The organism is Microbacterium sorbitolivorans, from assembly GCF_003327285.1.
In the GTDB taxonomy this organism is placed as follows: domain Bacteria; phylum Actinomycetota; class Actinomycetes; order Actinomycetales; family Microbacteriaceae; genus Microbacterium; species Microbacterium sorbitolivorans.
Genome location: NZ_KZ848476.1, coordinates 206,036 through 229,925, shown reverse-complemented (window position 1 = coordinate 229,925; position 23,890 = coordinate 206,036). Strand labels below are relative to the sequence as shown.

Here is a 23,890-nt window from a genome sequence, read left to right as displayed (position 1 = left end):
TTCCTGATCCTATTCCGGAGCGTCACACATGACGAGGGGAGGTCGGCGCGAGCCGGCCTCCCCTCCCCACCGAGCAATTAGCTCAGGTACGAATCAACCTCGAGATCGCCCGAGATGATCTGCTCCTGAAGAGCGTTGACCTCCTCGAGGAGCGCCGGGTCAACCTTGTCAGCGAAGTTATGCAGGTCGGCGATACCGACGCCCTCGTTCTCGAGGGTGCCGATGTAGGCCTCGGCATCGAACTCGCCGTTCGCGCTCGCCATGACGGCCTCGTAGGTCGACAGGTGCATGTTCTTGAGGATCGACGTCAGCACGTAGTCGGCCGTGGTCGGGTCGCTCTCGAAGAGGTCGGCGTCGGCACCGATCAGCGCGATGTCGCCGCCGTCTTCCTTAATGGCCTGCAGCGCCGACTGGTAGATCGGGCCACCGACCGGAAGCAGCACGTCGACGCCCTGGTCGATGATGTTCTGCGCCACGGTCTTCGCCTCGGGGCCCGCCGAGAAGCCGCCCGTGAACGAACCGGTCTCGCCGTCCCAACCAATGACCGACACGTCAGTGCCCTTGGTCTCGTTGTAGTAGTCGACGCCCTGCTTGAAGCCGTCCATGAAGATCGTCACGGTCGGGAACTCCTGGCCACCGAAGGTACCGACCTTGCCGGCCTCCGAATAGCCCGCCGACAGGTAGCCGGCGAGGAACGCGGCCTGGGCCGTGTCGTAGAGCAGCGGCTTGACCGTCTCGGCGTCCTTCGTGCCGTCGAAGTCGGTGTCGGCCGCGTCGTCGATGAGGATGAAGTCGATGTCGGGGTTGGCGTTCGCAGCCTCGACCGTTGCGGGGGCGAGTGCGAAGCCGACCGACGCGATGGCGCTACAGCCCTGGGCGACGAGCGCGTTCAGGTTCGGTGCGTAATCGGTCTCGGCGTTCGATTCGACCTGCTTGAAGTCAACACCAAGCTCGTCGGCCGCCTGCTCGACCCCCTCGAGGGAGAGCTGGTTGAACGACTTGTCGTCGAAGCCACCGAAGTCGGAAACGATGCAGGGCAGGAAGTCCGACGCGGCCGGGGCCGATGCGTCGCCGCCCTCCGAGGGGGTCGATGCTTCGTCGGGCGCAGCGCCGCATGCGGCGAGCAGCAGGCCTGCACTGACAACAGCGGTGGCACCGAATGCCGTGCGCTTGATCATGTTCATGTCTGGTGTCCTCCAGGGATGTCGCGCCTCGCCGCGCGCCCGAGTAATAGGCCGCGCTTTCCGAAGCGATGTGCTCACGTTATCGCGGCAAAACTGAGCGTATCGACCGGCACACGAGTGCCGAGACGCGATAGTTATGTTCGCGGGCGCGCGAAATTCCCGGTGGGATCAGAGAACGCTGTCGCGACCCTTGTTCTGCAGCGAGCTCACGGTCTGCTTGACGCGCTGCGCATGCTCGCTCGTCGTGACGAGGAGTGCGTCGGGCGTATCGACCACGATGATGTTCTCGACGCCGATCATCGCGATGACGCGGTCGGTCTCCGAGACCACCAGGGCGGTCGCGTTGTCGTCGAGAACGTCCTGGTTGCTGCCCAGGGTCGTTACCCCCTCGCGACGGCCGTCGCCCACGAGCGTCCAGAGGCTCGCGAAGTCGCCCACGTCGTCCCAGTCGAACTGCCCGGGAATCACGGCGAGGCGGCCCTTCTCCGCGGCCGGCTCCGCGACCGCGTAGTCGATCGCGATCTTCTTGAGCGTCGGCCACACGCGCTCCACGACCTCGTCGCGGGAGGCGGTGTCCCAGGCATCGGCGATCTCCATGAGGCCGGCGTGCAGCTCGGGCTCGTTGGCCTTGAGCTCGTCAAGGATCACGTCGGCGCGGGAGATAAACATGCCCGCGTTCCAGAGATAGGAGCGATCGGCGAAGTACTCGCGCGCCGTAGCCAGGTCCGGCTTCTCGACGAAGCGCTCGACGAGGGCGGCCATGGGCGCGTCGTCGATGATGAGCTCGTCGCCCGTTTTGATATAGCCGAAGCCGACAGCGGGCTCGGAGGGCTGGATGCCGATCGTCGCGATGTATCCCTCACGCGCCGCGGCGACCGCCTGGCGCACCGTGAACTCGAACACGCGCTGGCGCTTGATCACGTGATCCGCGGCGAAGGATCCGATCACGACGCCGGGGTGCCGGCGCTCGAGGATCGCGGCGGCGAGGCCGATCGCGGCCGACGAGTCGCGCGGATCCATCTCCATAAAGACGTTGTTGAGGTCGACGTCGGGAAGGTCTTCCTCGACCTTCGGGCCGTGCGCGCGGCCCGTGACAACTGCGATCCGATCGGTGCCCGTCAGGGGCAGCAGGCGATCCCACGTCATGCGCAACAGGGAGGCCCCGGCGCCCGTCAGATCGTGCAGGAACTTGGGCGACTCTGCGCGCGAGAGCGGCCAGAGGCGGGATCCAATGCCCCCGGCCGGGATTACAGCGTAGAAGTCGTCGATCGGCTCAGACATGGCCCCCACGGTAGTCGACGAAGCTGTCGCAACTGGGGAGCGCCGCGGGGCGAGACGAACTTAGGTCTACCTTCATCGAACGTTTCGAGGGCGGGGAGTACCCTGAAACTATGGCCCGTGAACGCGCCCACATTGGCGTGCAAGCGGGCAGAGCCAACATCATCTCAGAGAGGACGATCGTGTCCGCACCTGCGCGTCAGACACCAGACGTGTCCCAGACCACCTCGAAGGTTCCGCGCGGCACCCTGTATCGCGGCCGCGAGGGCATGTGGTCGTGGGTCCTGCACCGTATCACCGGCATCGCCATTTTCTTCTTCCTGCTCGTGCACGTGCTCGACACGGCGCTGATCAGGGTCTCCCCCGAGGCGTACAACGCCGTGATCGGCCAGTACCAGACACCCATCATGGGCTTCGGTGAGGTCATTCTCGTCGCCGGTATCGCGTATCACGCGTTCAACGGTCTGCGCATCATCCTCATCGACTTCTGGTCGAAGGGTGCGAAGTACCAGCGCCAGATGTTCTGGTGCGTCATCGTCATCTGGATCGTCACGATCGCCGGCTTCGCCGCTCGTCACATCCCGAACGTTCTCTCGCACATGGGTGGTGGTCACTGATGAACGCTTCCGCTCTTGAAGCACCCCGCATTCCCCAGCGCCGCAAGGGCTCGAACCTTGAGAAGTGGGGCTGGCTCTACATGCGCCTGTCCGGCGTGCTGCTCATCGTTCTGATCTTCGGCCACCTCTTCGTCAACCTCATGGTCGGCGAGGGCATCTCGGCCGTCAGCTTCGCCTTCGTCGGCGGCAAGCTCTCGGATCCGTTCTGGCAGTGGTGGGACGTCCTGATGCTCTGGCTCGCCTTCATTCACGGCGCCAACGGCATGCGCACCGTCGTCAACGACTACGTGCTCAACGTCAAGGTCCGCACCACCCTCGTGTGGATCATCGGAATCGTCGCCGCGCTCATGATCCTGCTCGGCACGCTCGTCGTGTTCACCTTCGACCCGTGCCCGGCCGGCTCTGACCCCGCCCTGCTCGCGTCCTTCTGCTCTGAGCTTTGAGCCGAGAACGGAACCACATTCTTATGACGAATAAGTACCCCGACGCAGAACTCAAGGACGGCGTCTACTACCACCAGCACGACGTCGTGATCGTCGGCGCCGGCGGCGCCGGCATGCGCGCTGCCATCGAGGCCGGCCCGAACGCCAAGACGGCCGTCGTGACGAAGCTCTACCCCACGCGTTCCCACACGGGCGCGGCGCAGGGCGGCATGGCCGCGGCGCTCGCGAACGTCGAGGAAGACTCGTGGGAGTGGCACACCTTCGACACCGTCAAGGGCGGCGACTACCTCGTCGACCAGGACGCTGCTGAGATCCTCGCGAAGGAAGCCATCGACGCGGTCATCGACCTCGAGAACATGGGCCTCCCCTTCAACCGCACGCCGGACGGCAAGATCGACCAGCGTCGCTTCGGTGGCCACACCCGTGAGCACGGCAAGGCGCCCGTGCGCCGCGCCTGCTACGCCGCCGACCGCACCGGTCACATGATCCTCCAGACGCTGTACCAGAACTGCGTCAAGCTGGGCATCAACTTCTTCAACGAGTTCTACGCCCTCGACCTCGTCACCACGAAGGACGACAACGGCAAGACCCGCGTCGCGGGTATCGTCGCCCTCGAGCTCGCGACCGGTGACCTGCATGTCTTCCAGGCGAAGTCGGTCGTGTTCGCCTCGGGCGGCTTCGGCAAGATGTTCAAGACCACCTCGAACGCGCACACCCTCACGGGTGACGGCGTCGGCATCGTGTGGCGCAAGGGTCTCCCCCTTGAGGACATCGAGTTCTTCCAGTTCCACCCGACGGGCCTCGCCGGCCTTGGCATCCTCCTCACCGAGGGTGCCCGCGGTGAGGGCGCCATCCTGCGTAACGCCTCGGGCGAGCGCTTCATGGAGCGCTACGCCCCGACGATTAAGGACCTCGCGCCGCGTGACATTGTCGCGCGTTCGATGGTCAAGGAGGTCCTCGACGGCCGCGGCGCCGGCCCGAACAAGGACTACGTCTACCTCGACTGCACCCATCTGGGTGCCGAGGTGCTCGAGACGAAACTCCCCGACATCACCGAGTTCGCGCGCACCTACCTGGGCGTCGACCCGGTCGTCGAGCCCGTTCCCGTGATGCCGACGGCGCACTACGCGATGGGCGGCATCCCGACGAACAACGAGGGCGAGGTCCTCGCGAACAACGACGAGATCGTCCCCGGCCTCTACGCGGCCGGCGAGTGCGCCTGCGTGTCGGTGCACGGATCCAACCGCCTCGGCACCAACTCGCTGCTCGACATCAACGTCTTCGGTAAGCGCTCCGGCCGTAATGCCGTCGCCTACGCGAAGACCGCCGACTTCGTTCCCCTCCCCGCGGATCCCGCGAAGGAGGTGCGCGACATGGTCGAGCGCCTGCGCAACTCCAACGGCACCGAGCGCATCGCGGACATCCGCCGCACGCTGCAGGAAGAGATGGACAAAAACGCTCAGGTGTTCCGCACCGAGGAGACCCTGACGAACGTCATGGGCACCATCCACGAGCTGCGCCAGCGCTACATGAACGTCTCCATCGACGACAAGGGTAAGCGCTTCAACACCGACCTGCTCGAGGCCATCGAGCTTGGTTTCCTCCTCGACCTCGCGGAGATCGTGGCGTACGCCGCGCGTAACCGCAAGGAGAGCCGCGGCGGACACATGCGCGAGGACTACCCCGACCGCGATGACGCCAACTACATGAAGCACACGATGGCGTACCTCACGGGCGACCCGCACTCGCCGAACCCCGAGGACCACATCACGCTCGATTGGAAGCCCGTCGTCTTCGTCAAGGACGAGAACGGCAACTTGCGCTACCCGCCGAAGGAGAGGAAGTACTGATGTCCGCAGCTGTGGCAGAAGCACCTGCCGAGGAGCAGGCAATCCAGTCGTACCTCGTCACCTTCATGGTGCGTCGCTTCGACCCGGAGAAGGACAGCGAGCCCCGCTGGGTCGACTACGACGTCGAGATGTACCCGACCGACCGCGTTCTCGATGCGCTTCACCGCATCAAGTGGGACATGGACGGCTCGCTCGCGTTCCGCCGCTCGTGCGCGCACGGCATCTGCGGATCCGACGCGATGCGCATCAACGGTCGCAACCGTCTCGCGTGCAAGACGCTGATCAAGGACCTCGACATCTCGAAGCCCGTCTACGTTGAGGCGATCAAGGGTCTCCCCCTCGAGAAGGACCTCATCGTCGACATGGATCCGTTCTTCGCCGCGTTCCGCGAGGTGCAGCCGTTCCTGCAGTCGCGTTCGACGCCGGAGAAGGGCAAGGAGCGCTTCCAGTCGGTCGAGGACCGCGCGCGCTTCGACGACACCACCAAGTGCATCCTCTGCGCCGCGTGCACCTCGTCGTGCCCCGTGTTCTGGACCGATGGCCAGTACTTCGGCCCCGCCGCGATCGTGAACGCTCACCGCTTCATCTTCGACTCGCGCGACGACGAGTCGCAGGTGCGTCTCGACATCCTCAACGACAAGGAAGGCGTGTGGCGCTGCCGCACGACCTTCAACTGCACCGAGGCATGCCCCCGCGGCATCGAGATCACCAAGGCGATCGCCGAGGTGAAGCAGGCCGTGCTCAAGGGCGGCCGCTGATCTAACGCCACGAGAACGGGGCTCGACCTTCTGGTCGGGCCCCGTTTCGTCGTTAGGCTGGTGGGTATGACTCGCATCGCCTCCGTCAACGTCAATGGAATCCGCGCCGCAGCCCGCAAGGGAATGGCCGGCTGGATCGAGTCGAGCGGGGTCGACATCCTGACAATCCAGGAGGTGCGCGGCCAGCTCGAGCACCTCGAGGCCGTTCTGCCCGGCTGGCACATCTTCGAGGAGGAGTCGCCGCAGAAGGGCCGCGCGGGCGTCGCGATCGCGTCTCGCGAACCCGCCATCGCGCACCGCACCGGCCTCGGCGAGGGCGTGGACGCCCAGGGCCGCTGGCTCGAGGCCGACTTCCAGATCGGCGACCGCGTCGTGACCGTCGTGAGCGCATACGTGCACTCGGGCGAGGTCGACACCCCGAAGCAGGACGCGAAGTGGCTGTTCCTCGACGCCATGGCTTCGCGACTGCCCCAGCTCGGCGAGTACGCCGTCGTCACGGGCGATCTGAACGTCGGCCACCGCGAGTTCGACATCAAGAACTGGAAGGGCAACGTTTCCCGCGCCGGCTTCCTCGCCCGCGAGCGTGCCTACTTCGATCAGTTCCTCGGCGCCGCGGGCGAGCCCGTCGTCGGCCAGTTCAGCGGATCCCGCGGCAAGGTGGGCGAGCTCAGCGACACCCGCCCGTATGCGGCCGGCCGCACGGGCCTCGGCTTCGTCGATGTCGGCCGCGCCTTCGCGGGCGAGGTCGAGGGTCCCTTCAGTTGGTGGTCGAACCGCGGCCAGGCCTTCGACAAGGACACGGGCTGGCGCATCGATTACCACCTCGCGACGCCTGCCCTCGCGGCGCTCGTCGAGGGCTACCGCGTCGATCGCTACCCCTCGTATGACACGCGCTGGAGCGACCACGCGCCGGTCGTCGCCGACTACGCCCTCTAAGCAACTTCACATTCTCGTTAATCATCCGTTTACCTTCCGTCTGGAGTTCAGTTAGCAAGCGCGCTTAGCGTCTGTCATTGCTGGGTGTCCCTCCCAGCACCAGAACTTCCTTCTCTCTTATGGAACGGATTCTCTCGTGAAGCTCACCCGCCTCTCCGGTATCGCCGCACTCGGCGCCGTCGCCGCTCTCACGCTCGCTGGCTGCGCCGCGAACGAAGACACCACTCCCGCGTCGTCCTCGGCCCCCGAGGGCTCCTCCTCGGAGGCTCCCGCGGGCGGCGCCACGGGCACGATCGGCGCGACCGGAGCCTCGTCGCAGGCTGCCGCCCAGGCTGCGCTCGTCGCCACCTTCCAGGGCAAGAACCCCGGCGTGACCGTGAACTACGAGTCGACCGGCTCGGGTGCAGGCCGCGACAACTTCCTCGCCGGTGCCTCCGACTTCATCGGTTCGGACCGTGCCTACCACGTCGAGGAACTCTCGGCCGGTTTCAAGGGCTGCGCCACGGACAGCATCGTCGAGGTTCCGACATACATCTCGCCCGTCGCCGTCGCGTTCAACCTTCCCGGCATCGACACGCTCAACATGGATGCCGCGACGATCGCCGGAATCTTCGCCGGCGAGATCACGCAGTGGAACGACGAGGCGATCGCGTCCCAGAACGAGGGCGTCGAACTGCCCGACTCGGCCATCACCCCGGTCAACCGCTCGGACGCGTCCGGCACGACCGAGACCTTCGTGAGCTACCTCTCGGCGACCGCCGGCGACGTGTGGACCTACGAGGTCGGCGACGAGTGGCCCATCAACGGCACCGAGCGCGCCCAGGGCACGCAGGGCATCGCCCAGGTGCTCGGCTCGAGCGAGGGCACGATCGGCTACCTCGACGCATCGCAGATTCCGGCCGACGCCGGCCAGGTGGCCGTGGGAGTCGACGGCGAGTACGTTCCGTACTCGGCCGAGGCTGCCTCGAAGCTCATCGAGAACTCGCCGCTCGAAGAGGGCCGCGAGCCCCAGGACCTCGTCTTCGCGGTCGACCCCGCGTCGGCGTCCGACGGCGCCTACCCGATCGCCCTCGTGTCGTACCTCATCAGCTGCACCGAGTACGAGGATGCGACGAAGGCTCAGCTGGTGAAGGACTACTTCACCTTCGTGGCTTCCGCCGAGGGCCAGGAGATCTCGGCGGCCGAGGCCGGCAGCGCCCCGATCTCCGACGCACTGCGCGAGCAGGTAAGCGCCGCGATCGACGCGATCGTCACGGAGTAATCTCTGTGCTCGGAGCCCCTGGGACGGCCTCACGAAACGTGGGATCCGTCCCGGGGGCACCCGCATGACTACACACTTCACGAAAACCTGGAGCTCATGAGCACGACCGAGAAGGCGCCTGCACGGCAGGCACCGCCAGAAGGCAGTATCAAAGCGAAGAAGCGCCCCGGCGATCTCGCTTTCTCCGGCAGCTCGCTCGGCGCCGGCATCATCATCCTGATCGTCCTCGCCGCGACCGCCGTCTTCCTCGTCGTTCAGTCGATTCCCGCCATCGCGGGAGACGCGGACACGAACCCCATCCTCGGCGGCGAGAACTTCTGGAGCTACGCGTTGCCGTTCCTCTTCGGCACGCTCTGGTCGGCGCTGCTCGCGCTCGCGATCGCCAGCCCGATCGCCATCGGCATCGCGCTGTTCATCTCGCACTACGCGCCCCGACGCCTCGCGGCCGTGCTCGGCTACATCATCGATCTGCTCGCCGCGGTGCCGTCGGTCGTGTTCGGCCTCTGGGGCGCGCTGTTCTTCTCGGGCTTCCTCCAGCCGTTCTTTGCGACGCTGACCGACACGATCGGCACGTGGCCGATCCTGAATCTGTTCTTCAGCGGCCCCGTCTCCGCCACCGGTCGCACGGTCCTCACGGCCGCGCTCGTCCTGTCCGTCATGATCCTGCCGATCATGACCGCCATCTGCCGCGAGGTATTCCTGCAGACTCCGAAGCTGCACGAGGAAGCCGCGCTCGCGCTCGGCGCGACCCGGTGGGAGATGATCCGGATGGCGGTGCTCCCGTTCGCGCGCGGCGGCATGGTCTCGGGCGCCATGCTCGGCCTCGGCCGCGCGCTCGGAGAGACCATGGCCGTGACCATGGTGCTCTCGGGCTCGCCGATCGTCGCGTTCCAGCTGCTCCAGTCAGGCAACCCGCAGTCGATCGCCGCGAACATCGCGCTGCACTTCCCGGAGGCGTTCGACACTGGCGTGAACACCCTCATCGCCACCGGTCTGATCCTGTTCATCGTGACCTTCGCGGTCAACGCCGTCGCGCGCTGGATCGTGAACCGCCGTGCAGAGTTCTCGGGAGCCAACTGACATGACTGCCCCCACCACCGAAACGGTCGTCGTTCCGCCCTCGCGCATCTCGACGGGCCGCCTGCCCAAGGGCTCTCCCTGGGCGATCCTCGCCGGCGCCATGGTCGTCTCTTTCGCGATCTTCGCCGTGATGAACGCGGGATCGCCGCTCGCCGACCTGAACGTCGCGGCCGCGCTCTTCATCGGCATGGTGCTGTACATCGTGTTCGTCTACGTGCTCTCGCTCATCGCGGAGAGCCGACGTCACGCGACCGACCGACTCATGACGGCGCTCATCTCGACGGCGTTCGTCATCGCGTGCCTGCCGCTCGTCTCCGTGCTGTGGACGGTGATCTCCAACGGCCTCGCTCGAATGGATCCGACGTTCTTCAGCTGGTCGATGCGCAACGTCATCGGTGAGGGCGGCGGCGCCGTCCACGCGATCTGGGGCACCCTCATCGTCACGGGGCTCGCGGCCATCATCTCGGTGCCGATCGGACTCATGACGTCGATCTACCTCGTCGAGTACGGCAACGGCAACCGCCTCTCCAAGGGCATCACGTTCTTCGTGGACGTCATGACGGGCATCCCGTCGATCGTGGCCGGCCTGTTCATCTACTCGGTGTTCACGATCTTCTTCGGCCCCGGCATCCGCATGGGCATCATGGGCGCGCTCGCCCTTTCAGTACTCATGATTCCCGTCGTGGTGCGCGGATCCGAGGAGATGCTCCGCATCGTCCCGAACGAACTGCGCGAGGCTTCGTACGCGCTCGGCGTGCCGAAGTGGCTCACGATCATCAAGGTCGTCCTTCCGACATCGATCGCCGGCATCACCACGTCGATCATGCTCGCGATCGCCCGCGTCATCGGCGAGACCGCTCCCCTGCTGCTCACGGTCGGCGTCACCGCCAACTTGCAGATGAACGCGTTCCAGAGCGACAACGGCCAGATGATGACCCTGCCCGTGTTCGTCTATAACGAGTTCATGTATCCGAGCGCCTCGTCTCCGAATGCCTCACTCGAGCGCGCATGGGCCGCAGCCCTGACGCTGCTCATCATTGTGATGCTGCTGAACCTCATCGGCCGCGGCATCTCCAAGTTCTTCGCCCCCAAGACCAGTGGTCGCTGAGCGGCGCGACTCAAGTAAAGGATCCTCCAGATGTCCAAGAGCATCGAAGTCAACGACCTCAACGTCTACTACGGTGACTTCCTCGCCGTCGAGGGCGTGTCGATCGACATCCAGCCCGGCACCGTCACGGCGTTCATCGGCCCCTCGGGCTGCGGCAAGTCGACCTTCCTGCGCACCCTCAACCGTATGCACGAGGTCATCCCCGGCGCACGCGTCGAAGGCGAGGTGCTGATCGACGGCAAGAACCTGTACGGCTCGGGCGTCGACCCCGTTCTCGTCCGCCGCCAGGTGGGCATGGTGTTCCAGCGCCCCAACCCGTTCCCCACGATGAGCATCAAGGAGAACGTGCTGGCAGGCGTCAAGCTCAACAACCGCCGCATGGCGAAGAGCGACCAGGACGCCCTCGTCGAGAAGTCGCTCCGCGGAGCGAACCTCTGGAACGAGGTCAAGGACCGCCTCGACAAGCCCGGCTCCGGCCTCTCGGGTGGACAGCAGCAGCGCCTCTGCATCGCCCGCGCGATCGCCGTATCGCCCGACGTGATCCTCATGGACGAGCCCTGCTCGGCCCTCGACCCGATCTCGACCTTCGCGATCGAGGAGCTCATCGAGGAGATCAAGCACGAGTACACCGTCGTCATCGTCACGCACAACATGCAGCAGGCGAGCCGCGTCAGCGACAAGACGGCGTTCTTCAACATCGCGGGCACCGGCAAGCCCGGCAAGCTCATCGAGTTCGACGACACCACGAAGATCTTCACCTCGCCGTCGGTTCAGGCGACCGAAGACTACGTGTCGGGACGCTTCGGATAAAACGTGATGGCCGGCTGGGAATACCCCAGCCGGCCATTCGTTACACTGATACTGCCGGGCCGCACATTACCCCGGGCTCCAAATTTTGCCGCTTCGAGCGGCCTTCCGCCGTGAGGCGTACTTGTGCGGCTCGGCTTTTTCGCACCCTCATTCCCGCACAAAGTGGGACACGCCTCAGGGCATGTCCCAGTTGAGGTAGGAACGGCGGGCTCATTCCCCCACAAAGTGGGACACGCCTCAGGGCATGTCCCAGTTTTGGCCGGAATAGCGGGCCCATTCCCGCACGAAGTGGGACACGCCTCGGGTTAGATCAGGTCGCCGCGGCGCCAGAGGCGCGAGGCCATCGCCAGCTCGTCCGCGAAGGCCGCGAGGCGCGAGGCCCGGTTCGTCAGGGTCGTCGCGCGCTCGGGCTCGGTGCCCTCATAGTCGTCGGCGAGGTGCGTGGATCCGGACGCCTGCACGCGGCAGAACGCGGCCGCGCGGTCGAGGGCGACGGCGAAGTCGCCCGTGAAGGCGCCGCGGAGGATCGTGTCGATCAGCGCGACGAGCTCCGCCGGCCCCGCGGGCACCGGTGCCCCCGCGACTATCGGGTCGGTTGAGGAGAGCTCGACCCGCCCGCGCTCGTACAGCAGCGCCGCGGTCTGCGGATCGTCGTGGATGCTGAGCTGAATCAGATACATCCGCCACAGCGCGCCCGGCAGGCTCTTGGCCGGCGAGCGCGACCACAGATGCGCGATGTCGTCGATGCCGTTGACCGCGGCGAACGAGATGAGGCGTTCGACGGCGTCCGGATCCGCTTCGCTCCGCACGCGCGCGAGCAGGGTCGTCGCGGTCGCGTGCGCGGCGCGCGATACCTCCGCCGGATCCTCAGATTCGAACAGTCGGTCGAAGGTCTCGGAGGGGCGGAAAACGGGGCGCGAGAAGTCTTTGGGCATCGGGATACAGGCTACGCGCCGCACCCGAGCGCGATCCCTTCCCATTCACATGCATAGACTGTAGGCTGGGAATATGAGCAATGAAGAGCTCTCCCCCGCCGTCACCGTTCTCGAGCCCGGCGTCGAGTGCACCGAGGTCGAGGTGCTCGAGCCTCGGGCCGTCCCGCTCGGCGGGCCCCGGGCGATGCCAGTCTCGCGCACCCTCCCCCAGCGCAGGCGCTCGCTCGTCGGATCATGGTGCTTCATCGATCACTACGGCCCGGATGACGTCTCGGAAACGGGCGGCATGGACGTTCCCCGCCACCCACACACGGGGCTTGCGACCGTCTCGTGGCTCTTCTCGGGTGAGATCGATCACCTCGATTCCGCGGGCAACGCCGCCCGCGTGCGGCCGGGCGAGCTCAACCTCATGATCGCCGGGCGCGGCATCACCCACCAGGAAATCTCGGCGCCCGAGACGCGCACACTGCACGGCGTGCAGCTCTGGTACGCGCTCCCCGATGCGACCCGCTTCAGCGACAACCATTTCGAGCACTACGTTCCCGACGCGATCCCCGCCGCGCCCGGCGCGACCGCCCGCGTCTTCATCGGCTCGCTCGCCGGATCCGCGTCGCCGGTCGAGACCCGCACGCCCGATCTGCTCGGCGCCGAGCTCGTGCTCGCGCCCGGCGCGAGCGCGACGTTCGAGGTGAGGCGCGACTTCGAGTTCGCTGCCCTCGCCGAGACGGGCGACATCGCCGTGAATGGCACGCCCGTCGCACATCGCGAGCTGGGGTACGTGCCGACCGGATCTGACACCCTCACGATCTCGTCAGCCGCGGGCGCGCGGGTGATCCTGCTCGGCGGCGTGCCGTTCGGCGAGCAGATCGTCATGTGGTGGAACTTCATCGGCCGCGACCACGACGAGATCGCCGACTACCGCCGCCGCTACCAGGCCGAGATGGGATTCGAGGCCGACGAGGTCGCGGATCCGCTGTTCGGTTCCTTCCCCGCGGGCCAGCCCGCACCGCTTCCCGCGCCGGCGCTGCCGAACGCGCGCCTGCGACCCCGCGACTAGGAGAGACGATGGCCACCGTCGAAGACCGCCCGTCCGAGCTGCGCTACGTTCTGCTCGACGAGGGCACCGAGATCGGCGAAGAGGCGTACGTCGACACCGGCGACGAGCGGATCCTCTTCCACACCCTCGTCGCCGAGAGTCACGCGGGCAAGGGTCTCGCCTCGGTGCTGGTGCGCGCGGTAATACGCGACATCGTCGATCGCGGCATGAAGGTCGTACCCGTGTGCCCGTATGTGAAGGCGTGGTTGCCGAAGCACCCGGAGTACGCAGAATTCGTCGTCGAGCCCACCCGCGCGCACCTGCGGGCGATCTCGGCGCGGCCCCGCGTGGCGGAATAGGCGCTCTCGTGGCGCCCCGCGCCGCGAGGTTCTGACGATCGCGTGAGATTCTGACGATTATCGCGATAACGCCGGATCTCGGCCGAAAGTCAGAATCTCAGCACGCCCGGCAGCGCCGCCCACGGCACCGCCGGCGCGATTCCTCGCACCACGGATCCGGATCCGGGCGGGCCTCCCGCGCCACGAGATTCTGACGATCGCGCGAGACTCTGACGACTATCGCGATAACGCCGGATCTCGGCCGAAAGTCAGAACCTCAGCGCGGCGGGGCGTGCGGCGGGCCCGCGGATCCGCGACTGCCGCACTGCCTGGAAGTTGCACCCTGACGATCCCTCCCGCGCCGCGAGGTTCTGACGATCGCGTGAGGTTCTGACGATTCTTGCGATATCGCCGAATCTCGGCCGAAAGTCAGAATCTCAGCGAGAGCGACAGCGCACGCAAGCGACAGCGCACGCACACGCAAAAGGCGCCCTCCCCGGGAGGGCGCCTTCGCGTGGCGTTACTCGCCCAGGCCGAGCGCGTCTTCGATCGTGAAGAACAGGTCGGTCTGGTCGGTCAGGCCCACGGCGTTGGCCGCGCGGGGGCCGTACGCGGCGATGCGCAGCTGCGCACCCGTGTGGCCCTGCGAGGCCTGGTCTTCGGCGGTGCCGTAGAGGATGCCCATCTCGGCGCCGTCGGCGGTCACGATGCGCGAGGTCAGCGCGGGCGCCTCGGTGTCGAGCGAGACGATCTGGCTCGTGTGGGCGTGGTCGGCGGTGACGATGACGAGCGTCTCGCCGTCCTTCTTCGCGAACTCGAGCGCGACCTGCACAGCCTCGTCGAGGTCGACGGTCTCACCGATCTGACCGCAGGGGTTCGCGGCGTGGTCCTGCTTGTCGATCGAGGCGCCCTCGACCTGCAGGAAGAAGCCCTTGTCGTTCTCGCTGAGGAGCTCGATGGCCTTGTCGGTCATCGTCGCGAGGTCGGGGGCCTGCTCGGGGTCGCGGGCGGGGTTGTCGGTGCAGGTCTGCGCGGCCTGGGCGATGCCGCCCTGCGTGGCGAAGTCGCCCGTCCAGCGCACCTCCATGTTGCCGTCGGCGAAGAGGCCGAGCAGCGGCTCGTCCTGGTTCGCGACGTCGATGCCCTTGAGGCTCGTGACGTCGTTCACGACCGTGTAGCCGCGTTCCTCGGCCTGCTCCATGAGGGTCTTGCCCTCGTACTCGCCGGCGACGGCGGTCTCTGCGAAGGTCTCCGCGCCGCCACCGAGCACGAGGTCGGGGCGCGTGGCGAGCATCTGCTCGGTGATGGATCCGGCGCCGCCGTTTTCGAGGGCGTTGTCGGCGCAGTCTTCGCTCGTGGCGACGGGGCCGTAGCACTTGCGGCCCGTGACGTGCGAGTACTGCACGGCCGGGGTCGCGTCCTGGATCTCCGACGTCGTGACGATGCCGGTCGCGAGGTCGGCCTCCTTGGCCTTCTCGAGCAGCGTCTGCTGGGCTTCGCCCTCGATGTCGACCGAGATCGCGCCGTTGTAGGTCTTGGTGCCGGTCGCCCAGGCGCTGCCGCTCGCGGCCGAGTCGGTCACGTAGTCGGGCTTGCCCGTCTCCTGGTCGAGGGCGTAGTGCGTGTACTGGCCCGTGAAGGGAAGCGCGTCGAGGCCCTGGAAGGCGCCGCCCGCACCGACGGCGACGTTGCGCGCCGCGGTGATCTCCGAGTCGCCCATGCCGTCACCGATGAGCAGGATCACGTTCTTCGCGCCCGCGGCGTCAACCGCCGCGCGGATGGCCTCGCTCTGGTCGCCGTCGACGCGGCGAGCGCCGCCGTGCGTCGTGATGTCGCCCGATGCCGAGCGGTCGAAGATGATGTCGGCGTCGGACACCGTGCTCGAGGCGGATCCGTCGCTCGCGCAGCCCGCGAGCGAGATCGCGGCGGTGGCGGCGGCGAGGATGCCGAGTGCGGCGCGTCCCTTACGTCCAAGATTCATGTGATTATCAGCCCTTTTGCGTCGTCATTCGCTGTAGATGCGATGCCAAGAGTGGTTGGCACGCGTCGCCGAGTCTGGAGAGGCTGGGTCAACACGGCGTGAACGCCGAGTGGCCCGGCGATGACCTCACGATGACGCGAAGCTCCCCCGGGCGTGGCGCCGAATCAGGCGGTTGCGTCGTCGAGGAGCTGCAGGATATGACGGTATTCGTGACCCGTCGCGCGGGTCATTCCAAGCTCGCACGTGCGGTTGAGCGAGGCGTGCACGGCGGATCCGGCGGCGGCGACATCGGCCGCCTCGGCCGCGGTCGCGGAGGCCGTGAGCTCGGGATGCAGCATGCCGCGATCGCCCGCGAAGCCGCAGCATCCCCAGTCGTCCGGCACGACCACCTCGTCGGCGGCGGCACCCGCGACCCGTGTGAGCGCGTCGACGATGCCGAGGTGTACCGACGAGCACGTCGGGTGCACCGTGACCGAGGCGACCTTCTGCCCCGCGGGCAGGTGCGGCAGGATCCGCTCGTCGACGAAGGCGACCGCGTCGATCACGCGGATCCCGTGCTCCTTGGCCATGGGTACCAGCCCCTCGGTGCAGCTCGACGCGTCGCAGACGACGGGCAGTCGGCCGCCGTCGGTCGCGCGGAGGAGCGACGCGCCCACCCGCGCCCTCATCTCGGCGTAGCCCTTCGACAGCCCCTTCGACTTCCACGGCGTTCCGCAGCACAGCGAGGGCAGGTCGTCGGGCGTCGCGACGCGGACGCCCGCGCGCTCGCAGAGCCGCAGGAACGACTGCGCGACGCCGTCGCCGCCGACGGGGCCGAACATTGTCGTCGTGCACGACGAGAAGTAGACGGCCTCCGCGTCCGGATCCGCGACGAGCGCCCGGCGGGATCCGCCGCCCGGCAGATCGGCGGTGTACAGCGGCACGGTGTCGGATCCGAGGATCGCGCGCCCCGCCCGGGTCGCGAGGATCGGGAGCGCGGCCGGGAGGCGCCCCGCGAACGACAGCGCCGCGCCGCCCATGCCGCTCACGGACTCCCAGTGCTTCGCGGCGAGGTTCCACCCGCCCTGCGCGAGCGCGTTCTGGTTCTCGGCGCGGAGGCGGCGCACGAGATCGCCCGTGTTGATGCGCACGGGACAGGCGATCTGACACATGCCGTCGACGGCACATGTGTCTATGCCGTCGTAGCCATATTCCTTTTCGAGCGTCTTCGCGAGGGCCTCGTCGCCCGCCTCGCGGGCCCGCTCCATCTCGCGGCGCAGCACGATGCGCTGTCGCGGCGTGAGGGTGACGTTCTTCGACGGGCAGGCGGGCTCGCAGTACCCGCACTCGACGCAGCGATCGACCTCACTCTCGACCGTCGGCGCGGTCTTGAGGTCGCGCGTGTAGCCGCGTGGATCCTCCGGCAGCAGCACCCCGGGGTTCAGAAGCCCCTCGGGGTCGATGAGGCGCTTCACCTGCCACATCACGTCGTAGAGCTCGTCGCCGTATTGCCGGTTCACGAACGGCGCCATGATGCGCCCCGTGCCGTGCTCGGCCTTAAGCGTGCCGCCGCGCGAGAGCACGAGGTCGATCATCTCCTCCGTGAAGGCCTCGTAGCGCGCGAGGTTCGCGGCGTCGTCGAAGCGCTCGTTGATGAGGAAGTGGATGTTGCCGTCCTTCGCGTGCCCGAAGATCACGCTCTCCTCGTAGCCGTGCTTGTCGAACAGCTCGATCAGCCGTTCGCACGTCTCGCCGAGGCGCTCGACCGGCACCGCGATGTCCTCCAGCAGCGCGTTCGTGCCCGACGGCCGCGCCTCGGCGACGGTCGTGAAGAGGCCCTTGCGGATGTGCCAGAGCTGCGCCCTGATGACGGCGTCGGAGGAAAGTGCCGCCGCGGAGGAGAGCGGCAGGCCCACGAGGAGTTCCGCCGCAGCCTCCTCGCGCGCGGCGAGCGCGGCGGGCGTCGCCTCCTGAAACTCCACGAGGAGCGCCGCGTGCGAGTCAACCGACAGCGCGCGGAGCTCTGCCGGCGCCTCCGGGTCGCGCTGCGCGACGCGGAGCGAGGCGGCGTCGAGCAGCTCGATCGTCGCGAAGCCCGCGGCCACGAGGGCGGGGAGCGCCGCGGTAGCGTCGGCGAGACTCGAAAACACCAGCAGGCCCGTCGACACCTGCGGCAGGATCGGCACCGTGCGGAAGGTCGCCTCCGCAACGAACGCGAGGGTTCCCTCGGATCCGATCACGAGGTGCTCGAGGATCTTCACCGGCTCGTCGAAGTCGAGGAACGAGTTGAGCCCGTAGCCCATCGTGTTCTTGATCGCGTGCAGGCGCCTCAGGGTCGCGACCGACGCGGGGTTCTGCCGCACGCGGTCGCGGATCCGCTCGAGCCCCTCCACGAGGCGCGGTTCCGCGGCGCGCAGGCGCTCCCCCGCGTCCGGCGCGCCCGTGTCGACCACGGTGCCGCTCGGTAGCACGAGGACGGCCGACTCGAGCGTGCGGTAGGTGTTGGCGTGCGTCCCGCACGACATCCCCGAGGAGTTATTCGCGACGACGCCGCCGATCGTGCAGGCGATCTCGCTCGCCGGATCCGGGCCAAGCTTGTGCGCCCTCCGCACCAGGCGCATGTTCGTCGCCCGGACGGTCGCGCCGGGCTGCACCCGCACGCGGGCGCCGTCGTCGAGGACCTCGATGCCGCGGAAGTGGTGACGAGTATCGATCAGCACGCCGTCGGATCCGGCCTGGCCCGACAGGCTCGTGCCGCCCGAGCGAAAGGCGACCGGCACCCCCTGCGACCGCGCGGTGCGGAAGACCGCCGCGACGTCGTCGGCCGTGCGTGCCGTCACGACCGCGCGGGGCGTCAGGAGATAGTGCGAGGCGTCGTGCGCCGCCGCGAGCCGGTCGGTCGCGCGGGCGCCGACCGCGGCCCCGATCTGCTCGAGCGCCTCGACGAGCAGCGGATCCACCGGTTCGAGGGCGGTGCGGGTAGTCATCGGAGAGCCCCTTCGTGTGTCGACTCTGACGCCACTCATCGTACCGGTTAACCAGTTGCGGTTCAGCCTCCCGCGCAACGCACGGCTGGGGGCGGTAGCGTCTAGGGGTGTTCCACATCGTCTTCTTTGAGCCCCGGATCCCCCAGAACACCGGCAACGCGATCCGCACCTCGGCCGCGACCGGCAACATGCTGCACCTCGTCGAGCCGCTGGGCTTCGAGATGAGCGACACCAAGCTCAAGCGCGCCGGGCTCGACTATCACGATCTCGCGCACGTGATGATCCATCCCGACTTCGACGCCCTCATGGCCTATCTCGAGTCCGAGGGCACGGGTCGCGTCTACGCCTTCACGGGCCACACCGACAATCGCTACACCGACGTGTCGTACCAGCCGGGCGACGCCCTGATGTTCGGTCCCGAGCCGACGGGCCTGCCCGACGAGATCATGGCGGACCCGCGCATCACCCGGCTCCTCCGCATCCCGATGCGCCCCGGGATCCGTTCGCTCAACCTCTCCAACTCGGCCGCTATCGCGACCTTCGAGGCGTGGCGCCAGAACGACTTCGGCGGCGGCGTCTAAGCCCAGCGCGACCCGAGGCAGTATGCGAGGATAGACCTCGTGTATTCGTCACGACAAGGCCGCGCGCTTCGCGGCATTGCCGTGGCGTCAGCGGCGACGATGCTCGCGCTGTTCTCGCACGTCATCGGCGGCGGAGAGAGCCCTCATCTCATTGGCCTCGCGATGCCATGGCTATTGTCGCTCCCCGTCTGTGTGGGGCTGACCGGCAAGAAGTTGTCGTTCTGGAAGCTGCTGATCGCCGTGAGTGCGAGCCAACTGCTCTTCCACACGCTTTTCGTCCTCGGCACCCCAACATCGGGCGCCTCTCAGCTGAATCCTCACGCTGGGCACGGGGGAATTCCCCTCGTTCTTCCGCCGGCGGATCCGTCGTCGACTGTATCGACGGCGCTCGCGGCCACTCCAAGTATGTGGGTGATGCACGGTCTCGCGGCGATTGCGACAGCAGCCCTCGTATACCGAGGTGAGCGCGCAGTCCTTCGCCTCCGTGACGTGATCGCGCTGACGGTGCGCTGGTTCTGCCACCGCGTCGCGACATACGTCGTTCCTGTGTCGCTCACGGCAGGGCGCGCACGGCACTTCGTGCCGCAAGAGCAAGCCGTCCCCGCACACGCGAAGAGTGCCGCGCTGGCCCCCCTGCGGCGCCGCGGCCCGCCTCCTCTCCACGCTCTCTAACCACCGCGCGATCACTGTCTGTGATCCGGCGCGGCTTTTCCGCATGCCGGCGGCTCACTTCGCTGTGCCCCGCCGGACGTTATGAGCGTTCTTGTCGATCCCGCTGCGGCGGTATCGATGAGGGAGGAGTGAAGTATGCCCTTTTTCCGAAGAGTTCTCGGCGGTGTGGTGCTCGGCATCGCCGTGGTTCTCGCAACGAACCTGCCCGCGAGTGCGCACGACGAGCTCGTCGCGAGCACTCCCGAAACCGATGCGCGGCTCAGCACACCGCCGGGCGAGGTCGTCCTGACCTTCTCGGACGAACCGCTCGCGCTCGACGGCGCGGGCGTAGCGCTCGTCGTGACAGACATCGACGGCGCAGACTGGCTGGCTGGATCACCCACCGTTAGCGAACGAACCGTTTCCGCGCCGGTCAAGGACGGAATGCCCAGCGCGGGATACGAGATCCGATGGCGCGTCGTCTCCGCGGATGGCCACCCGATCTCGGGAGTCATCCCCTTCACCATCGGAGACGCCATACCCCTGGCGGAGGCGGCCGTCGACACGTCGACGGCACCCACGCGAACTGAGGGCGATACGGGCCTTTCCGCCGCACAAATCGAGGAGCAGAGCGCCGAGGAAACCGCACGGATCCTTCGCGTCACGCTCATCGGAGCAGGCGGCGCCCTCATGGCGGGCGCCGCGTACGTTCTCATCACCATTTTTCGGCGCCGCGATCGTGGCGCTTCGAACAGCTCGGCGTCTTCGTAAAGCGCCCGCTCGACACCTTCTGAAAGGCACACCTGTGACTATTTCCTACGACCGCATCGTCCGCGTCGGGGCGATCGCCGCCTTCTCGACCCTCCTGCTCGCCGCGTGCTCTGCGAATACCGACGCCCCCGAGGCCACGAGCGGCCCCGCGGCGGAATCCGTGACGATCACTGACGCCTGGGTCAAGGCGGCCGACGAAGGCATGTCTGCGGCCTTCGGCGAGCTGCACAACTCGGGCGCAGACGACGTCACCGTCGTGTCCGCGACGACCGACGCGGCCGACATGATCGAGCTCCACGAGACCGTGGAGAACGAGGCCGGCGCCATGGTCATGCGCGAGATCGAGGGTGGTTTCGTCATCCCCGCCTCCAGGGCTCTCGTCCTCGAGCCCGGTGCGGACCACATCATGTTGATGGGGCTCACCGGGGCGATGGCCGCGGGGCAAGAGATCTCCTTCACGCTCACGTTCTCCGACGACTCCACGTATGAGTTCACCGCACCGGTAAAGGACTATGCCGGCGCCAACGAGTCGTATGAGGACGATATGGACCACGCGGCGGAAACGGACGCGGAGTAATGGCCGCCTCCCGCAACGGTCAGAGCCCCGGCGTCTTTCGAGCGAATCGTCGCCACTTCCTTCTCGGAGGAGCCATCGCCGGAATCGGGGCGACGACCGCCGTCGCGGCGGACTACGCGCTCGGTTCCGGTCGGCGACCGGAACAGGATCCCACGCCCACGCCATTGAACGGAAGCAACACGGTCCCGTTCTACGGCGAGCATCAAGCCGGCATCGCTACCGACGCACAGGCTTATGCGACCGTCCTCGCTCTCGATATCCGCGCTGGAGTCGATCGCGACGGGCTGCGCCGCATGATGCTGATCCTGACCGATGACGCGGCGCGCCTGACGCAAGGCCAGAGTGCGCTTGCCGACGCCGAGCCCGAGCTCGCTGTCGCGCCGGCTCGTCTCACGGTGACGTTCGGGTTCGGCCAGCGTTTTGTCGAGATCGCTCAGGCCGAGGCACCGGGATGGCTTCGACCACTTCCGAGCTTCGGCGTCGACCGCCTCGAGCCAGCGTTTTCCGATGGTGACCTGCTCATCCAGGTCGCTGCCGATGACCCGCTGACCATCGCCCACACGGCGCGAATGCTCCTGAAGGATGCGCGGACCTTCACGACCGTTCGTTGGACACAGAACGGTTTCCGGCGGGCCCACGGCAGCGTCAAAGCGGGTACGACGATGAGAAACCTCTTCGGGCAGGTCGACGGGACGTCGAATCCGGTTCCCGGCACGGACGGCTTCGATCACGTGGTGTGGAACACCGACGGCTGGCTCGCGGGCGGAACGAGTGTGGTTGTGCGTCGGATCTCGATGGATCTCGACAAGTGGGATCGGTTGGACCGCGGCGGCAAGGAACAGTCGGTCGGCCGATATCTGTCGAACGGTGCCCCCTTGACGAGTTCGTCCGTCGGAGAAGCGGCGGAGTTCGACGAACCGGACTTTGCGGCGACATCTCGCGCCGGATTCCCGGTCATTCCTGAGTTCTCGCATATCGCGCGCGCCCGGTCTGACCACGAGGATGAGCGGATCTTCCGCCGCGCATACAACTACGACGACCGCCCAGCGGACGACGCGATCTCCAACTCTGGATTGTTGTTCATCTCGTTCCAGGCCGACGTCGATGCGCAGTTCGTCCCTATCCAGGACCGTCTCGACCAGCTCGATCTCCTGAACGAATGGACGATTCCCATCGGTTCGGCCGTGTTCGCCGTCCCACCCGGGTGTCTCGACGGTGGGTACGTCGGCGAGACGATCCTGGGCTAGGTGAGGACGTCACATGAGTACGACACTTTCGATTCCGTCGGAATCCCTCCGAACCGACGACGCGGAGGGCCAGCGTCATCGCCGTCAGAAAGGATGGCTCGCGGCGTTGCTCCTGCGCCTGCATTTCTACGCGGGAATCCTCGTCGGCCCGTTCATCCTGATTGCGGCGTCGAGTGGCGCGCTGTACGCGATCGCGCCTTCACTCGAGCAGGTCGTGTACAAGCACGAACTACACGTGCCCATCTCGAGCGCACAGCTTTCGCTCGCTGACCAGATCGATGCCGCGAGAAACTATGTCGGCGGTGACGAAAGCAACACGCTTTCCGCCGTCCGACCAGCACCGGAACCGGGCGACACGACACGCGTCATGTTCCAGGTCGACGGCCTCGGGGAGAGCGAGTCTCGCGCCGTATTCGTCGATCCCGGTTCCGGCGAGATCCGGGGCGACATGACGGTCTACGGCACAAGCGGTGCCCTTCCGCTTCGCACCTGGATTGACCACCTCCATCGCAATCTGCATCTGGGCGATGTCGGGCGACTCTACAGCGAGCTCGCCGCATCGTGGCTCGGGATCGTCGCGCTCGCAGGTCTCGTGTTGTGGGGCGTTCGCATCCGTAAGACGCGGAGGAAGCGAGAAATGGTGTTCGTCAATCTGAAGCGCACGGGGTATCGCCGTGTCTTCGGCATGCACGCCTCGCTCGGGGTCTGGGTGCTGCTCGGTGCCCTCTTCCTCTCCGCGACGGGCATCACCTGGTCTCAACATGCGGGCGCGAACGTCTCTCAGCTTCGCAGCGCGCTCGACTGGGGAACGCCTAGCGTCACCACGGACCTGTCCGGAGACGAGACGTCCGTAGATGAGCATGCCGAGCATCACGGCGCTCATAGTCACGACGCCCCGACGGGAGCCGCCAACCCGGCGACGTTCGACGCCGTGCTCGCCATCGCGCAGCGCATCAACGTGAACACCGGGCTCGTCGAGATCAAGCCGCCCGCCTCGCCGGGCACCGCGTGGGTCGTCCAAGAGATCCACCGCAGCTACCCGACCGAGGTCGATGCCGTTGCGGTGGATGGGACCACGATGGAGGTCGTCGACCGCGTCGACTTCGCGGACTTCCCCCTCGCGGCGAAGCTCTCGCGTTGGGGCATCGACATTCACATGGGCTCGATGTTCGGACTCGCCAACCAGATCGTGCTGTTTCTGGTCGCCGTCGGCATCGGCACCATGGTCGTGCTCGGCTATCTCATGTGGTGGAAGCGGCGCCCCACTCGCGAACCGCGGCGGCTCCTCGGCGCTCCTCCGCGACGCGGCATCCTCCGCGGTGCCCCGTGGTGGGGCGTCGCGACAGCCGGTGTCGTGGCTGTCATGATCGGATTCATGCTCCCGCTCGTGGGCTACACACTCGCGGGCTTCATCGCGCTCGACATCGTCATCGGCGCGCTGAGATCTCTCCGGGCGAAACGAGCCTCGCCACCCGCCTAAAA

At 67.0% G+C, this 23,890-nt stretch carries 22 protein-coding genes; 17 read left to right on the top strand and 5 right to left on the bottom strand.

Translation table 11 applies throughout. The features are described 5' to 3' along the window. Positions 1-77 precede the first annotated feature (77 nt). Positions 78-1,184 (bottom strand): BMP family lipoprotein, encoded by a 1,107-nt coding sequence (locus tag DTO57_RS12580; RefSeq protein ID WP_229730593.1) that lies wholly within the window; start codon positions 1,182-1,184, stop codon positions 78-80. 168 nt (positions 1,185-1,352) lie between these two features. Further along, a complete protein-coding gene (locus DTO57_RS12575) occupies positions 1,353-2,465 on the bottom strand; it encodes a mannose-1-phosphate guanylyltransferase (RefSeq protein ID WP_114118573.1) in 1,113 nt (370 codons plus the stop codon). Between the two features lie 179 nt (positions 2,466-2,644). On the opposite strand from DTO57_RS12575, the gene sdhC reads away from it, so the two are divergent. The 9 genes from sdhC (at position 2,645) to pstB (ending at position 11,325) form a co-directional block, all read left to right on the top strand. Further along, positions 2,645-3,079 carry a succinate dehydrogenase, cytochrome b556 subunit gene (sdhC, locus tag DTO57_RS12570; RefSeq protein WP_229730594.1) on the top strand — a complete coding sequence of 145 codons (435 nt, stop codon included), beginning with the start codon at positions 2,645-2,647 and terminating at the stop codon, positions 3,077-3,079. Further along, positions 3,079-3,522 (top strand): succinate dehydrogenase hydrophobic membrane anchor subunit, encoded by a 444-nt coding sequence (locus DTO57_RS12565; protein ID WP_114118571.1) that lies wholly within the window; start codon positions 3,079-3,081, stop codon positions 3,520-3,522. The genes sdhC and DTO57_RS12565 overlap by 1 nt, the downstream gene beginning before the upstream one ends. A gap of 23 nt (positions 3,523-3,545) precedes the next feature. Then, the gene (sdhA, locus tag DTO57_RS12560) at positions 3,546-5,372 is read left to right on the top strand and encodes a succinate dehydrogenase flavoprotein subunit (protein WP_114118570.1); all 1,827 of its coding nucleotides are present in this window, start codon (positions 3,546-3,548) and stop codon (positions 5,370-5,372) included. Continuing rightward, on the top strand, positions 5,372-6,130 hold the full coding sequence (locus DTO57_RS12555) for a succinate dehydrogenase iron-sulfur subunit (RefSeq protein WP_114118569.1): 759 nt from the start codon (positions 5,372-5,374) through the stop codon (positions 6,128-6,130). The genes sdhA and DTO57_RS12555 overlap by 1 nt, the downstream gene beginning before the upstream one ends. Before the next feature lie 66 nt (positions 6,131-6,196). Continuing rightward, entirely contained in the window at positions 6,197-7,066 is an 870-nt protein-coding gene (locus tag DTO57_RS12550) for an exodeoxyribonuclease III (RefSeq protein ID WP_114118568.1), read from the top strand. 136 nt (positions 7,067-7,202) lie between these two features. Continuing rightward, positions 7,203-8,327, top strand: a complete 1,125-nt coding sequence (locus DTO57_RS12545; protein ID WP_114118567.1) for a phosphate ABC transporter substrate-binding protein PstS — start codon at positions 7,203-7,205, stop codon at positions 8,325-8,327. Positions 8,328-8,423: 96 nt separating this feature from the next. Beyond that, positions 8,424-9,407 (top strand): phosphate ABC transporter permease subunit PstC, encoded by a 984-nt coding sequence (gene pstC / locus DTO57_RS12540; protein ID WP_114118566.1) that lies wholly within the window; start codon positions 8,424-8,426, stop codon positions 9,405-9,407. Between the two features lies 1 nt (position 9,408). Continuing rightward, positions 9,409-10,515, top strand: a complete 1,107-nt coding sequence (gene pstA, locus DTO57_RS12535) for a phosphate ABC transporter permease PstA (RefSeq protein ID WP_114118565.1) — start codon at positions 9,409-9,411, stop codon at positions 10,513-10,515. A 30-nt stretch (positions 10,516-10,545) separates the two neighbouring features. Beyond that, positions 10,546-11,325, top strand: a complete 780-nt coding sequence (pstB, locus tag DTO57_RS12530; RefSeq protein ID WP_114118564.1) for a phosphate ABC transporter ATP-binding protein PstB — start codon at positions 10,546-10,548, stop codon at positions 11,323-11,325. 305 nt (positions 11,326-11,630) lie between these two features. On the opposite strand, the gene DTO57_RS12525 is transcribed toward pstB, so the two are convergent. Continuing rightward, complete coding sequence (locus DTO57_RS12525; protein ID WP_114118563.1) at positions 11,631-12,260, bottom strand: DNA-directed RNA polymerase subunit beta; 630 nt, start codon at positions 12,258-12,260, stop codon at positions 11,631-11,633. A gap of 73 nt (positions 12,261-12,333) precedes the next feature. Here DTO57_RS12525 and DTO57_RS12520 point away from each other — a divergent pair, with 73 nt between their 5' ends. Both DTO57_RS12520 and DTO57_RS12515 read left to right on the top strand, forming a co-directional pair. Then, entirely contained in the window at positions 12,334-13,317 is a 984-nt protein-coding gene (locus DTO57_RS12520; RefSeq protein WP_114118562.1) for a pirin family protein, read from the top strand. A gap of 8 nt (positions 13,318-13,325) precedes the next feature. Further along, positions 13,326-13,655, top strand: coding sequence for a GNAT family N-acetyltransferase (locus tag DTO57_RS12515; RefSeq protein ID WP_114118561.1), 330 nt, complete (start codon positions 13,326-13,328; stop codon positions 13,653-13,655). A 499-nt stretch (positions 13,656-14,154) separates the two neighbouring features. Here DTO57_RS12515 and phoA read toward each other — a convergent pair whose 3' ends face one another. Together phoA and DTO57_RS12505 are read right to left on the bottom strand one after the other, a co-directional pair. After that, on the bottom strand, positions 14,155-15,615 hold the full coding sequence (phoA, locus tag DTO57_RS12510; protein ID WP_114118560.1) for an alkaline phosphatase: 1,461 nt from the start codon (positions 15,613-15,615) through the stop codon (positions 14,155-14,157). A gap of 164 nt (positions 15,616-15,779) precedes the next feature. Continuing rightward, positions 15,780-18,581, bottom strand: coding sequence for an FAD-binding and (Fe-S)-binding domain-containing protein (locus DTO57_RS12505; RefSeq protein WP_222843273.1), 2,802 nt, complete (start codon positions 18,579-18,581; stop codon positions 15,780-15,782). A 107-nt stretch (positions 18,582-18,688) separates the two neighbouring features. On the opposite strand from DTO57_RS12505, the gene DTO57_RS12500 reads away from it, so the two are divergent. From DTO57_RS12500 to DTO57_RS12475, 6 genes are all read left to right on the top strand, one after another. After that, complete coding sequence (locus tag DTO57_RS12500) at positions 18,689-19,162, top strand: tRNA (cytidine(34)-2'-O)-methyltransferase (RefSeq protein WP_114118558.1); 474 nt, start codon at positions 18,689-18,691, stop codon at positions 19,160-19,162. Between the two features lie 39 nt (positions 19,163-19,201). Beyond that, the gene (locus DTO57_RS12495; RefSeq protein ID WP_114118557.1) at positions 19,202-19,834 is read left to right on the top strand and encodes a hypothetical protein; all 633 of its coding nucleotides are present in this window, start codon (positions 19,202-19,204) and stop codon (positions 19,832-19,834) included. A 135-nt stretch (positions 19,835-19,969) separates the two neighbouring features. Further along, positions 19,970-20,584: a copper resistance CopC family protein gene (locus DTO57_RS12490; RefSeq protein WP_114118556.1), complete on the top strand. Its 615-nt coding sequence runs from the start codon at positions 19,970-19,972 to the stop codon at positions 20,582-20,584. Positions 20,585-20,618: 34 nt separating this feature from the next. Next, positions 20,619-21,161 carry a copper chaperone PCu(A)C gene (locus tag DTO57_RS12485; protein WP_229730595.1) on the top strand — a complete coding sequence of 181 codons (543 nt, stop codon included), beginning with the start codon at positions 20,619-20,621 and terminating at the stop codon, positions 21,159-21,161. After that, a complete protein-coding gene (locus tag DTO57_RS12480) occupies positions 21,161-22,408 on the top strand; it encodes a Dyp-type peroxidase (RefSeq protein ID WP_114118555.1) in 1,248 nt (415 codons plus the stop codon). The genes DTO57_RS12485 and DTO57_RS12480 overlap by 1 nt, the downstream gene beginning before the upstream one ends. 13 nt (positions 22,409-22,421) lie before the next feature. Further along, positions 22,422-23,888, top strand: a complete 1,467-nt coding sequence (locus tag DTO57_RS12475; RefSeq protein ID WP_114118554.1) for a PepSY-associated TM helix domain-containing protein — start codon at positions 22,422-22,424, stop codon at positions 23,886-23,888. The last annotated feature ends 2 nt before the right edge of the window (positions 23,889-23,890 follow it).

Excerpts from the sequence above, each read along its gene's own strand:
- DTO57_RS12580 (WP_229730593.1), bottom strand. The coding sequence starts at position 1,184 with ATGAACATGATCAAGCGCACGGCATTCGGTGCCACCGCTGTTGTCAGT.
- DTO57_RS12575 (WP_114118573.1), bottom strand. The coding sequence starts at position 2,465 with ATGTCTGAGCCGATCGACGACTTCTACGCTGTAATCCCGGCCGGGGGC.
- DTO57_RS12565 (WP_114118571.1), top strand. The coding sequence starts at position 3,079 with ATGAACGCTTCCGCTCTTGAAGCACCCCGCATTCCCCAGCGCCGCAAG.
- sdhA (WP_114118570.1), top strand. The coding sequence starts at position 3,546 with ATGACGAATAAGTACCCCGACGCAGAACTCAAGGACGGCGTCTACTAC.
- DTO57_RS12555 (WP_114118569.1), top strand. The coding sequence starts at position 5,372 with ATGTCCGCAGCTGTGGCAGAAGCACCTGCCGAGGAGCAGGCAATCCAG.
- DTO57_RS12550 (WP_114118568.1), top strand. The coding sequence starts at position 6,197 with ATGACTCGCATCGCCTCCGTCAACGTCAATGGAATCCGCGCCGCAGCC.
- pstC (WP_114118566.1), top strand. The coding sequence starts at position 8,424 with ATGAGCACGACCGAGAAGGCGCCTGCACGGCAGGCACCGCCAGAAGGC.
- pstA (WP_114118565.1), top strand. The coding sequence starts at position 9,409 with ATGACTGCCCCCACCACCGAAACGGTCGTCGTTCCGCCCTCGCGCATC.
- pstB (WP_114118564.1), top strand. The coding sequence starts at position 10,546 with ATGTCCAAGAGCATCGAAGTCAACGACCTCAACGTCTACTACGGTGAC.
- DTO57_RS12525 (WP_114118563.1), bottom strand. The coding sequence starts at position 12,260 with ATGCCCAAAGACTTCTCGCGCCCCGTTTTCCGCCCCTCCGAGACCTTC.
- DTO57_RS12520 (WP_114118562.1), top strand. The coding sequence starts at position 12,334 with ATGAGCAATGAAGAGCTCTCCCCCGCCGTCACCGTTCTCGAGCCCGGC.
- DTO57_RS12515 (WP_114118561.1), top strand. The coding sequence starts at position 13,326 with ATGGCCACCGTCGAAGACCGCCCGTCCGAGCTGCGCTACGTTCTGCTC.
- phoA (WP_114118560.1), bottom strand. The coding sequence starts at position 15,615 with ATGAATCTTGGACGTAAGGGACGCGCCGCACTCGGCATCCTCGCCGCC.
- DTO57_RS12505 (WP_222843273.1), bottom strand. The coding sequence starts at position 18,581 with ATGACTACCCGCACCGCCCTCGAACCGGTGGATCCGCTGCTCGTCGAG.
- DTO57_RS12490 (WP_114118556.1), top strand. The coding sequence starts at position 19,970 with ATGCCCTTTTTCCGAAGAGTTCTCGGCGGTGTGGTGCTCGGCATCGCC.
- DTO57_RS12480 (WP_114118555.1), top strand. The coding sequence starts at position 21,161 with ATGGCCGCCTCCCGCAACGGTCAGAGCCCCGGCGTCTTTCGAGCGAAT.
- DTO57_RS12475 (WP_114118554.1), top strand. The coding sequence starts at position 22,422 with ATGAGTACGACACTTTCGATTCCGTCGGAATCCCTCCGAACCGACGAC.